Consider the following 11606-nt stretch of genomic DNA (forward strand, 5'->3'; position numbering starts at 1 on the left):
CAGTTGTGCTGGCGACAATAGCAAGAGTGAACCACCTGATCCCTTCCCGAACTCAGAAGTGAAACCTCTTAGCGCTGATGGTAGTGTGGGGTTACCCATGTGAGAGTAAGTCATCGCCAGCTCATTATTCAAAATCCCCCTAGCTTAAACAGCAGGGGGATTTTTTTATGCAGAAAATTTATCTGGGCTTCCTCATCTTGTTTAAGGCCGCTTTTAATTTTTTGCTGATTATTCCTGCTTCTATTTAAATAAATGCCTCATCAGCCAGAATAATTAACAATCAATTTTTTATCTCAAAATTAAAGCTAACAATTTAAATCCATATATATCCCCAGATTCAGCTAAAATCTTAAGATCAATATGATCAAATTACGATTCTAAGAGCACTTTATGAAACTGAATTCATTCTCTCCGATCCCTGAAGATGATGATGAACTGCATCTTCCTGAAATTGTATATTGGGCGTCACTCGGTGAGCTAGAGCAGGTACAGCAAGCCTTACAGCAAGGTGCAGATGCCAATGGTAGTGATGAGGAAGGCTATAGTGCCTTGCAGGCTGCGGCAGAAAATGATCATTTGGATGTGGTGAAACTGCTGATGAGCAAAGGGGCGGATATGGAGCATCGTAGTCCACATACAGCACTGGAGCTTGCTGAAATGGCCGGTAATGAGGAAGTGGTGGCCTATTTAAAACAGCTCAAAGGGTTGTCTTAATTTACTTGTGAAAAACCTCATCCGAAGATGAGGTTTCTTTTATGGATATGATTAAAAATCTTTAGGTTTCGGCTTCCAATTCTTGCACAATCGCCTGGTTAAATGCAGGAATATCGTCCGGATTACGTGAGCTGATCAGTACCCATTCACCGGTATTGCAGCGATGGACTTCTTCATCGACCCATTTTGCGCCGGCATTTTCCAGATCCAGTTTGATGGTTTTATAAGACGTCAGGTTTTTATCGCGAATCCGTTCGGCATTAATTAAAACCCACGGACCATGACAGATTGCGGCAATCAGTTTGCCCTGATCAGTAAAGTGCTGGATGATTTTATGCGCTTCGGGATTAATTCGAAGCGTATCGGCATTGACCGTTCCACCGGGAATGACCAGTGCATCGTAATCTTCCGGATTGACCTTATCGAGCGTTGTTTCCGGTTCGGTACTTAGACCAGGATCTTTATCAGCCTTGACCGTTTGAACTTCTTTTTGTTCTTCTGCTGCATGTATGGCTTCAATGCCTTTAGATTTCAAATATTCAAAGGGTTTGATCAGCTCATCCTGCTCCACACCCTGATTGGACGTAATGAATAATACTTTCTTTGGCATTTTCCCATCCTCGTTTCATGAATTCTTTTGCTACGTTAACAACTGAGGCTCAAGGCACTGTACTGGTTTTGACGGGAATATGTAATTGCTTGGCAATGATGTAAAAAAAAGCCCCATCAGGAGCTTTAAAAAAAATCGCAGGATAAAAAGGCTTAGAGTGCGCCTTTTAAATCATTTTGGTGCTGTTTAACCTGTTTGGCATAGCGTTTGCCTTGGCGTTTCATCTTCCAGCTGGAATGATAACCGGTAGGGCCAACATTATAATAAGCTAGGGCTTTAGGCCAGCTGCCGGCTTTCGTGTTATAGCGATTTAAAATGTAAGAGCCGCATTGAATATTGGAAGATTCATCAAACAAATTACTGCCACAGCTTTGCTGCCAATAACGCGGAATGACTTGGGTTAAGCCCACCGCACCGGCTGGAGATACCACATGACTGCGGTAGCTGGATTCCTGGCGAATCAGCGCGGCCAGTAACAGTGGATCAATTTCATAACGTTCTGCATGTTGCACAATCATCGGCGCAACACGGTTAGCGGTGTCAGGTGCAACCGAATAGGCTTTTTGGATACCGACTGAAAGTTTAGCGGAACGTTTGGCAACGGAGCCGCCTCCTAAAGGTGAGCAGGCAATCAGGCTAAGAGCACTGAGGCCAATAAAAGAGGTTTTCAATAATAATGGGATGGTCAGTTTCATTTTAAAATCAGAAAAAAGCGGTGATGCTGCACCAGATTAGCCAGTGCTCGCGAATATGTTTAAGGATGTTAGTGAGCTGGGCGATATCCGTCAAGCCAACGGCGGCCTAGATCTGCCGCTGTTTTGTTAAGTTTTGGCTCCGATACTCCTTGTTTGAAATATCTTTAGAGTGCATTGGAAGATCATCTTTCTACTTATTGTGCTGTTCACGTTTAGGTCACTATGCAACTTTTAGGGTATAAAGCGGCTTTCATCGCATAATCTCTTATATACTTAGATGGTTGAAAATAAAAATATTTATTGGGTAGTTACATGCTAGAAGTGATTGCACAGTTGTGTGGCGGGATCGGTTTATTCCTGATCGGAATGACCTTAATGACAGACAGTCTGAAAGAGATGGCCGGGGAGTCATTGCGTTTATGGCTGTCTAAATTTACCGGTTCACCGATTAAAGCTATTTTTTCTGGCATCGGTCTGACTTTGGCTGTGCAATCCTCAACGGCAACCACATTGGCCACCATTGGCTTTGTTAGTGCTGGTATTCTGACTTTTAGTCAGGCCATTGGTGTGATTATTGGCGCCAATATTGGCACCACCAGCACCGGTTGGATGGTGGCTTTTCTCGGGGTTAAATTTTCCATTGCCCATATTGCCTTGCCACTCATTGGCTTAGGAGCCATCTTTAAATTATTCAGCCGTGGGCGACTGTCTTTATTCGGTTTAACCATTGCTGGTTTCGGCCTGATTTTCTTTGGGATTGACTTGCTGCAGGTGGCAATGTCCGGTTTTGCCGAGCGAGTTGATTTATCGGTTTTCTCCAATAATTCTTTTACCACACAGCTGATTTTAGTGCTGGTCGGGCTGGTGATGACCGTGCTGCTGCAATCTTCCAGTGCAGCCATTACTGCAACCTTGGCGGCTTTGGCCAGTGGTGCGATTGATTTGTCCCAAGCCTTAGGTCTGGTGATTGGACAAAATATTGGTACGGTGGCGACCGCGATTCTGGCGGCCATGGGCTCAACCGCCAATGCCAAACGTACCGCGGCCGTGCATGTGGTGTTTAATGTGATTTCGGCCGTGTTGGCTTTTATCTTGTTGAAACCGGCTTTTTTGTGGCTGGCGGAACATTCACAGGTCGGCACTTGGGATGATGTGATTATTGTCGCCGCGTTTCATACCGCTTTTAGTGTGCTGGGAACCTTATTTTTATTGCCCTTTTTAAAACAGTTTGAACAGTTGATTGTAGGTTTAATTCCAGATCGTACCCCTTCAATTTTATGTTATCTGGATCAGGCCAGTTTTTCGGTGCCGGCTTTAGCGATTAATGCTGCTTCTAAAGTGATTTATTGGTCGATTGGGCATGTTCTGATTTTGCTGAAACGCGCGATTCAGGAAGGTCGTTTGCCCTCCAATAGCGAATTACAGCAACTGGATGAAATCTTAAAACGGGTGCAGCAGTATCTGGAAGATTTATCGGTCAGTGAAAATGAGCTGGATCAGCAGCGTTTAATGGCGATGTTGCGCCTGATGGTGTATTTACGTGTGCTGCGCAGTGATCTGGAAGCAGTAGAACATGCCGAGCATATCCGTACCCAGCCGACTATTTATCAGATGGGGCTGGATTATATTCATGTGCTGGACAATCACTTTCAGTATGTCGATGAGTTTAACCGTCTGACCCAAGTGGCATCTTTAAATCATGAGCTGTTAAACCTGAAACAATGGGTGGAAGAGCAGCGTGCCGAAGCGCGTGAAAAAGTGATTGAATATGCCACGGTGCAACATCTGAGTGCCGCGCGCAGTCTGGAATTACTGGCCGCACAGCGCTGGTTGGACCGTTTGATTGCGCATACCCAGCGTTTGGCTAATGTTTTGCAGGAAACCGAGAGCATGCTGGATGATGTGGAAAAGCGGAAATATTATGCTGCCACTCAATAGCCTAAGCTATACAGTGATTAACTTCTGCAGCAGAAGCTTTTATACTGCGAGGATGTTTATCACTGGGCAACTAAAATGACACCGGCCTGTAAAATTTTAAAATCCAATAAAATTGACTATAGTATTCATGAATATGAGCATGATCCGAACGCCAAAAGTTTTGGGCTGGAAGCAGCGGAAAAGCTGGGTTTAGCCCTGGCTGAAGTATTTAAGACTTTATTGGTAACTGATGATAAACAGTATTATGTGGCGATTTTGCCGGTGCATGTGCAGCTAAATTTAAAGAAAGTTGCTACCGCGGTGGGCTGTAAAAAACTGCATATGGCAGAGCCTAAAGATGCCGAACGTTTAACCGGTTATCTGGTTGGCGGAATTAGCCCGATTGGGCAGAAGAAACGTTTAAAAACCGTGATTGATCAGAGTGCGCAAAGTCTGGCAAAAATCTATGTCAGCGGTGGCAAACGTGGACTGGACATTGGTTTAAAGCCGGATGATCTGGCCCGGGTGTTAAATGCCCAGTTTGCCGATGTGGTGGATGAGTCTTAATCTGCACTGATTTTATTTTAGCAGCGGATTCAGTTATAAAAACCGGACCACGCCATGAATCAGGGCAGGTCCAAAAATCACCATAAATATGCCAGCCAGTACCATACTTAAGCAGGCGGCCACACCTTCTTCACGATGGCGCATAAAGGCTTTAGAAGTACCAAAACCATGCGCGGCATTACCTAAGGCTGCACCTTGAGCAAAATGTGAATTCAGTTTGAGTGCGAGTAAGACGGCATCTGCTATAAAACCGCCGGCAAAGCCGGTCATCATGGTGAACAGGATTACCAGTTCAACCGAGCCGCCCACCTGTGCGCTTAATTCCATAGCAAAGGGTGTAGAGATAGAGCGCGCCATCAGGCTATACGTGGTTTCCTGATTTAGCTGAAACAGCTGAGCCAGATAAAAAGCACTGATAACACCGACACACATCCCGATCACAATACCCATGCTGATGGCCAGCAGATGGCGCTGAATCAGCGCGCGATATTCATAAATCGGAATAGCAAAAGCTACAGTTGCTGGCCCGAGCATCCAGACAATCCAGTGGCTGTACTGCATATAGCTGTCATAGGAAATCCCGAAATAGAGCAGCATGCAGATTAATCCAGCTGGAACCAGAATAGAGGGTAAAAACAGCAACACCGGATAACGACGATACAGCTGTTTGGCCACGATATAGCCCAGCAGGGTGAAGATGAAGCACAGGCTTGCGATCAGGTTCATCTTAATCTCCTGACACATATGGGGTGTTGTTGGTATTTTTCCTGAGCCGCTGTTCCAGTTTAAAACCCCAGCACACGCTATAGGCTGTGGCGACCATTACCGCACAGGTGCCGAGCGTAATCGAGAGCAGCAGTTGCCAGCCTTGGCTTAGCAGTAAGTCTAGATCATTGATAATGCCGACCACACAGGGAATAAACAGCAGCATCAGCTCGGCCAGCATAAAATCGGCGCCTTGCTTGATCCATTGCAGTTGAAATATGCCACTTAACAGCGCCAGCAGTAACAGGATCAGGCCAATCACACCCGCTGCAACCGGCAGCTGGAATATCTGTTGGATCAGCGCACCGAGCCACCAGATCAGGATCAGCAGCGCAATTTGTATGCTGAGGACGGCAACACGGGAAAGAGACCACATCGCTGAATTGCCCTAAAGGTTAAACACGACTGTATTTTAGATTTGACCTGTCTGGATGATTATGAATAATAAAAAAAATAATTATGCCTATTGGGAATGATGGTGGATTTAAAAAGTCTGAAAATACTGGTCAAACTGGTGCAATTGCAAAGTTTTACCCGCACAGCAGATGCTTTGTGTCTGACCCAGCCTACAATTAGCAAGGCCATTCGTGGGCTAGAAGATGAGTTGGGCACTGCGCTGTTTCATAAAGGTGAAGCTGGGCGTAAACGTGAAGTGCAATTGACTTACCTGGGCGAGCAGATTTATCAGCATGCGCTACAAATGCTGCAACTGGAGCAGGCGATTTATGATTCGGTGGCGGAAGTTCGTGCGCTAGAACGTGGTAAATTGACGCTCGGTTTGCCGCCCTTGGGTTCGGTGCTATTAAGCCGGCTAATTGCCAAGTTTCATCAGCAGTATCCGGCTATTGAACTGAGCTTTTTAGAGGTAGGTGCCAGCGGGATTGAAGCCGCCATTCTGGATAAACAGATTGATGTCGGGATTGTACTCGGCCATTTAAAACCGGCATTGGGCGGAATTCCAATTATGGATTCGCCACTGTGTTTGTTATCTGCCCGAAATTCTGCCTGGCAGGGACGCGAAACGGTGTCATTGCTGGAACTCAAAGATGAGTCTTTTTTACTGTTTGCCGACAGCTTTACTTTAAACCAGATGATTTTACAGGCCGCACAGCAGCTGGGTTTTGAACCGAAGATTGTCTGTAAAAGCAGCCAGTGGGATTTTATTGCCAAAATGGTGGATTCCGGCGTGGGGATTGCGCTGTTGCCTCAGGTTTATTGTGAGCAGTTGCCTGCCGAGCGTTATCAGATCAGCCGTTTGTGCCAGCCTGAGCTGAACTGGACCTTGCGAATGGCCTGGAATACGACAGTCGCCATGAGTCCGGCCACCCGGGCCTGGTTAAGAATTATTGAAACGCATCCTGATGAGATTCATTTCTAAAGTAAGAATTAAAGGATTATCGTGTGAAATCAGATTCATCTACAGCGCTAAACCTCTGAACAGATGAATCTTCCTCCAATTACAGGCAATTCGCCGGTTTGGGAATACCGGCCAGACGGCTTAAATGCCGCGCCACCAGTCCGGTGTTAAAACGCTCTTGCAAGAGGGCATTATTAATCTCAGGGCTGACCGTTTTCATCAGAAACTTGATTAACGGGCGAGTCGCCGGAGAATGACCAAACTGCTGATAAAACTGGCGCACAGCCTGCAAAATTTCAAAATGCCAATCTTCCAGTTCCAGCTCCAGGCTTTTGGCCAGCTCTTGCGCTACAGTTTCATTCCAGATGGTGTAATCGACCAAATGACCATCTTGGTCCAGTTCAAGACTCATAACACACTCAAAGCTTGTTTATTTTAAAGAGATACAACGGCTATAAGCCAGACACAGCTCGGCAAAGGTAGCATAGTTTAAACTGTGCACATGGGCAGGCAATGGCTGGACCAGCAGCTCTAGATCATGCTCCAGTGCAAACAGGGTGCCGCATTGCTGACAAAATGGGTGATCAATGGCCAATACTGCATCACCCATCAGCACCACTGCATCGCCTTCACTATACAGACGTGAAACTTTGTCCAGCATGGCCGGGGTAGTATGGAAGCCGGATTGCAGCAGATATAAAGTATTTTGTGACATAACAGATTCCTTCCGGCTTACCAGTACAGCACGTGCTCAAAACGCTGGATAAAGTCCGCATTCAGTTCAATAAACTCGATTTCCTGCTGCGACTGGCTGACATAAGCTGAATGTTGATGCTGGTGTTCTACCAGAATCGGGCTTAAATCATAAAACTCAAAACTTTCGACCATATTCGAGGCCAGCTTGAAGGCGTGTTTGAGCTGGTCAAAAGCCAAATCGCTTTTGAGCAGACTTAGCGCAGCATCCTGTAATAACACTTTGACTTCACAGCCAAAAGTGGCCAGTACCATAGTCGCAGACAGGCTTTCATGTACCTGCTGGCTGCTTAAATTGGCCTGGCTTAAAATGACGAGTACAGTTTTCACACAATTTACCTTTTAAATGCAACAAATTCTCAAATAGAACCACTTAGAATTGAAGAAGGCGATCTGCAGATTGCACTGCATCGGCAAGTTCGCCCAGACCAACCAATTCAAAGCCCGCGGCTAAATTGTGTTGATGAAGTTGATGACGTTTGGCATTGTCCTGATCGGTAATCCCGCGTAACAGTGCCGCACTGACACAAACCGGCAAACGAATCGACAGTTTTTGCCATTCCGATTTTAACTGTCGCTGATCATCGGGTAGCCATTGTAAATCGTTAGCGACCATAACAGCGTCCTGATAGAAGAACACCCGGAAATCTTCATTCTTGCTCTGCAAGGCTTGAGCCAGACCCAACGCATGCCAGGCATGAATTGAGGTTGGCGCGGAGGTAATTAGTAATAAGGTACTCATCAAAATTCACTAATGAAATGTTCCCGCAACACAGGGGGCATTCAGACTTCATAAGAAAAAGGTAGTATACAATGATTTTAGTGACTGGTGGTTTAGGCTTTATAGGCTCGCATATTGCATTAAGTCTGATGGCTCAAGGGCAAGAAGTCATTATTGTCGACAATTTATCCAATGCCAATTTACAAACCTTAGAACGACTTGAATATATTTCGGGCATGTATGTGCCTTTTGCCAAAATTGATATCCGCAACACCCCAGCCTTAAATAAAGTCTTTGAACAGTATTCGGTCGATGCAGTGGTGCATACGGCCAGCTTTAAATCGCTGGAAGAATCGGTCCTGAAACCGCTTGAATATTATAATGATAATGTCAGCTGTATCATGAGTCTGCTGCGCGCCATGCAGCGCACCGGAGTGCGTGTGCTGGCACATTTATCCAGCTTAACCGTGTATGGCCAATCCAGCCTGCAATTGCAAGAAGATCTGCCATTTCAGTATGCCTATCCGAATCCGTATATCAAATCTCAGCAGATGGCTGAGGAAATTATTCAGGACACCTTTAAAACTGACAATGAATGGAAAATTGCCTTATTGCGTTTGGGTAATATTGCCGGTGCCTTTGAACATGGGGTACTGGGTGAAATGGTACCGCCACTGCCAAAAAATATTGTACCCCTGGCGATGCAGGTCGGGGCGCGGCAACGCGAATTTATCGAGCTGCGTAAACAGGCCCAAACAGAAGACAAGACTGTTGAACGTAGTTTCCTGCATGTACTGGATTGTTGTGAAGCGGTGTCTTTAACCCTGCAATGGCTATTCCAGCAACAGCATGTTTGTGAAGCCTTTAATATTGCCGGCGAGGCGATTTCCATCCAGCAGCTGTTAAATGAAATTTCGAGCGTCACCGGTACCGAAATTAAAACGGTCGATGCTGATGTATATCCCTATGCTGAACTGGATCAGGTCGCGGCCGATATTAGTAAAGCCAAAGAGGTACTAGGCTGGCAACCGAAACGCTCGATTCAGCAGATGCTAGAAGATGAATGGCGCTTTTATCAGCATACCTTGCGCGGGCAATGATATATCTAAATATGATAATAATTATCATTTATAATTTTATCCGCCTGACCTAAGATGACTATATTCGCCATAGCCGCTGCCTCAGGGCAGCGTTATAACAGCATTGAGAACAGCAAGAATAGATAGAGGTTGAGTATGCAAACACGTATCGAACACGACACCATGGGCGAAGTTGAAGTCCCGAGTGAGGCCATGTGGGGTGCACAGACTCAGCGCAGCTTACAGAATTTTAAAATCGGGCAGGAACGTTTACCTCGTCCCATGATTCGCGCCATGGGCTTAGTGAAAAAAGCCGCTGCCATCACCAATGCAGAACTGAACCAGATTCCTCAAGAGCTGTCGCACTATATTGTTGATGCAGCTGAAGAAGTGATTGAAGGCAAATGGGATAGCCAGTTTCCGCTGGTGGTGTGGCAGACCGGTTCGGGCACGCAAAGTAATATGAACTGTAATGAAGTGATTGCCAATATTGCCAACCAGAAACTGGGCAATCCGCTGGGCGCGCAAAAACCGGTCCATCCGAATGACCATGTGAACCGCGCACAATCAACCAACGATTCTTTTCCAACCGCGATTCATGTCGCCGCCAGTTTACAGATCAATGAGCTGTTAATTCCGGCAGTGACCCGTTTAAGAGATACCTTGCAGGCCAAAAGCGACGCCTTTGCCGATATTGTGAAAATTGGCCGTACCCATTTACAGGATGCGACGCCTTTAACGTTAGGCCAGGAATTTAGCGGCTATGTCTCACAGCTCGATCATGGTTTGAAACGTTTGCATCAGGCCCTGGACGGTTTATATGAACTGCCGTTGGGTGGCACTGCCGTAGGAACCGGTTTAAATGCCCATCCGGACTATGCGGAAAAAGCCGCACAGCAACTGGCCAGCCTGACCGGTTTGGCTTTCGTTACTGCGCCGAACAAGTTTGAAGCTCTGGCTGGACGTGATGCTGCAGTATTTGCTTCCGGTGCCTTAAAAACTCTGGCCGTGAGCTTAAATAAAATTGCCAATGACATACGCTGGCTGGCCAGTGGGCCGCGCTGTGGTTTTGGTGAAATCCGTATTCCGGAAAATGAACCGGGTTCAAGCATTATGCCAGGTAAAGTCAATCCGACCCAGAGTGAAGCCATGACCATGGTGGTGGCGCAAGTGCTGGGCAATGATACGACGATTAATGTGGCTGGGGCTTCGGGTAATTTCGAGCTAAACGTATTTATGCCAGTGATTGCCTATAACCTGTTACAGTCGATTCAGTTATTGGGAGATGCCTGCAACAGCTTTAACGATCACTGCGCTGTCGGAATTGAGCCGAACCGTGACAAGATTGATCATTTCCTGCATAACTCGTTGATGTTGGTGACGGCACTGAATCCGGTAATTGGTTATGAAAATGCCGCCAAAGTCGCGAAAACGGCCTATAAAGAAGGGAAAACCTTAAAACAGGTGGCGGTGGAGCTGAATCTGGTCACTGCTGAACAGTTTGATGACGTGGTACGACCAGAAAATATGGTTTCACCGAATGCGAAATAAGTGTTGCATCTACCGGGATGGAATATGAGCAGCCATCCCGGTGGGTTAAAAAATCTTGCTTTATCACAACTATTTCTCCATCAGAACCTGTACATGAAAGTGCAAAGTACCTATAAAAAGAAAACCCAACATATGGATTGCTATATGCTGGGTTAGTTTGCGCTACTTAGTTATTACAGGTCATCTTCTCGTTTTTAATGACCTTGACTGCATCATAAGCCTAGAATGTGACAATAAAAAGAATTGGCAAAATTCTGGAAAAGAAATGTGAAGTATCTAGCAAAACTTGGCTCTAAATACCACATAGATATTTAAAATTTATGAAATTATTATGATTTAATTTGGAAAAATGAATATAATTCAGGCCGCTGGGAAGCGTATCTCATTTCTTTATTGACTCTTTTGAAACTCTTTTTGCTTATGAATTTTAAATTATTGGGGGCTGCGGCTCTATTGGCGGGTTTAACCAAAACTGTAGTGGCAATGCCGTTTGATCCTTTAATCGGGACATGGAAAGTGATTGATGATCGAACCGGTTATTATGTGTCGGAAATTGTGATTCGTAAAAACTCCAAAACACAGCAGTATAGCGCCGTGGTGAGCAAACATTATCCGGCAGCGGGAGCGGTGAATCCGGACGTTTGTGGCAAATGTGAAGGGGCTTTCAAGAACCAGCCGATTTTTGGCATGGAAGTGCTGAAAGGCATGACCGGCAACTATAAGCAGTTTAAGAAAGGTCAATGGCTGAATACCCAGGATGGCCGGACCTATACCATTGAAGCGCAATTGAATGATGCTAAAGACCAGATGAAAGTATTTGGTAAAGCGCAACAGAGCAATACGACCAGTACCATGACCTGGAAAAAGCTCTAATGAG

15 protein-coding genes and 1 rRNA gene are annotated in these 11606 nt (G+C 45.7%); 8 read left to right on the forward strand and 8 right to left on the reverse strand.

Features of this window, described 5'->3' with window-relative positions; translation table 11 throughout:
- Positions 1 to 7: 7 nt before the first annotated feature.
- Both rrf and FTU50_RS11915 read left to right on the forward strand, forming a co-directional pair.
- A 5S ribosomal RNA gene (gene rrf, locus FTU50_RS11910) occupies positions 8 to 122 on the forward strand.
- Between the two features lie 268 nt (positions 123 to 390).
- Positions 391 to 714: an ankyrin repeat domain-containing protein gene (locus tag FTU50_RS11915; protein WP_075166981.1), complete on the forward strand. Its 324-nt coding sequence runs from the start codon at positions 391 to 393 to the stop codon at positions 712 to 714.
- A 61-nt stretch (positions 715 to 775) separates the two neighbouring features.
- On the opposite strand, the gene FTU50_RS11920 is transcribed toward FTU50_RS11915, so the two are convergent.
- Positions 776 to 1324, reverse strand: coding sequence for a type 1 glutamine amidotransferase domain-containing protein (locus tag FTU50_RS11920; RefSeq protein ID WP_075175344.1), 549 nt, complete (start codon positions 1322 to 1324; stop codon positions 776 to 778).
- A gap of 152 nt (positions 1325 to 1476) precedes the next feature.
- Positions 1477 to 2019, reverse strand: coding sequence for a lytic transglycosylase domain-containing protein (locus FTU50_RS11925; protein WP_005178276.1), 543 nt, complete (start codon positions 2017 to 2019; stop codon positions 1477 to 1479).
- A gap of 312 nt (positions 2020 to 2331) precedes the next feature.
- Here FTU50_RS11925 and FTU50_RS11930 point away from each other — a divergent pair, with 312 nt between their 5' ends.
- Positions 2332 to 3957 carry a Na/Pi cotransporter family protein gene (locus tag FTU50_RS11930; protein WP_168398207.1) on the forward strand — a complete coding sequence of 542 codons (1626 nt, stop codon included), beginning with the start codon at positions 2332 to 2334 and terminating at the stop codon, positions 3955 to 3957.
- A gap of 75 nt (positions 3958 to 4032) precedes the next feature.
- On the forward strand, positions 4033 to 4503 hold the full coding sequence (gene ybaK, locus FTU50_RS11935) for a Cys-tRNA(Pro) deacylase (RefSeq protein ID WP_005178272.1): 471 nt from the start codon (positions 4033 to 4035) through the stop codon (positions 4501 to 4503).
- Between the two features lie 33 nt (positions 4504 to 4536).
- On the opposite strand, the gene FTU50_RS11940 is transcribed toward ybaK, so the two are convergent.
- Both FTU50_RS11940 and FTU50_RS11945 read right to left on the reverse strand, forming a co-directional pair.
- Positions 4537 to 5229 carry an LrgB family protein gene (locus FTU50_RS11940; protein ID WP_104470148.1) on the reverse strand — a complete coding sequence of 231 codons (693 nt, stop codon included), beginning with the start codon at positions 5227 to 5229 and terminating at the stop codon, positions 4537 to 4539.
- Between the two features lies 1 nt (position 5230).
- Entirely contained in the window at positions 5231 to 5644 is a 414-nt protein-coding gene (locus FTU50_RS11945) for a CidA/LrgA family protein (protein ID WP_180055012.1), read from the reverse strand.
- Between the two features lie 102 nt (positions 5645 to 5746).
- On the opposite strand from FTU50_RS11945, the gene FTU50_RS11950 reads away from it, so the two are divergent.
- A complete protein-coding gene (locus tag FTU50_RS11950) occupies positions 5747 to 6646 on the forward strand; it encodes a LysR substrate-binding domain-containing protein (RefSeq protein WP_168370537.1) in 900 nt (299 codons plus the stop codon).
- 79 nt (positions 6647 to 6725) lie between these two features.
- Here FTU50_RS11950 and FTU50_RS11955 read toward each other — a convergent pair whose 3' ends face one another.
- Genes FTU50_RS11955 through tusD form a run of 4 tightly spaced genes read right to left on the reverse strand, consistent with a single transcriptional unit; the run spans position 6726 to position 8120 of the window.
- Positions 6726 to 7037, reverse strand: coding sequence for a TusE/DsrC/DsvC family sulfur relay protein (locus tag FTU50_RS11955; protein WP_180069767.1), 312 nt, complete (start codon positions 7035 to 7037; stop codon positions 6726 to 6728).
- A gap of 18 nt (positions 7038 to 7055) precedes the next feature.
- A complete protein-coding gene (locus FTU50_RS11960) occupies positions 7056 to 7340 on the reverse strand; it encodes a DsrH/TusB family sulfur metabolism protein (RefSeq protein WP_168398205.1) in 285 nt (94 codons plus the stop codon).
- A gap of 17 nt (positions 7341 to 7357) precedes the next feature.
- Positions 7358 to 7708: a hypothetical protein gene (locus tag FTU50_RS11965; RefSeq protein ID WP_104498155.1), complete on the reverse strand. Its 351-nt coding sequence runs from the start codon at positions 7706 to 7708 to the stop codon at positions 7358 to 7360.
- A gap of 43 nt (positions 7709 to 7751) precedes the next feature.
- Positions 7752 to 8120: a sulfurtransferase complex subunit TusD gene (tusD, locus tag FTU50_RS11970; RefSeq protein WP_005178259.1), complete on the reverse strand. Its 369-nt coding sequence runs from the start codon at positions 8118 to 8120 to the stop codon at positions 7752 to 7754.
- A gap of 71 nt (positions 8121 to 8191) precedes the next feature.
- Between tusD and FTU50_RS11975 the strand changes: the two genes are divergently transcribed.
- The 3 genes from FTU50_RS11975 (at position 8192) to FTU50_RS11985 (ending at position 11602) form a co-directional block, all read left to right on the forward strand.
- The gene (locus FTU50_RS11975) at positions 8192 to 9199 is read left to right on the forward strand and encodes an SDR family NAD(P)-dependent oxidoreductase (protein ID WP_180069769.1); all 1008 of its coding nucleotides are present in this window, start codon (positions 8192 to 8194) and stop codon (positions 9197 to 9199) included.
- Between the two features lie 135 nt (positions 9200 to 9334).
- Positions 9335 to 10729, forward strand: coding sequence for a class II fumarate hydratase (gene fumC / locus FTU50_RS11980; RefSeq protein ID WP_104488909.1), 1395 nt, complete (start codon positions 9335 to 9337; stop codon positions 10727 to 10729).
- A gap of 420 nt (positions 10730 to 11149) precedes the next feature.
- Entirely contained in the window at positions 11150 to 11602 is a 453-nt protein-coding gene (locus tag FTU50_RS11985; protein ID WP_168398203.1) for a DUF2147 domain-containing protein, read from the forward strand.
- The last annotated feature ends 4 nt before the right edge of the window (positions 11603 to 11606 follow it).

It is taken from the genome of Acinetobacter sp. YH12112, assembly GCF_013418945.1.
In the GTDB taxonomy this organism is placed as follows: domain Bacteria; phylum Pseudomonadota; class Gammaproteobacteria; order Pseudomonadales; family Moraxellaceae; genus Acinetobacter; species Acinetobacter indicus.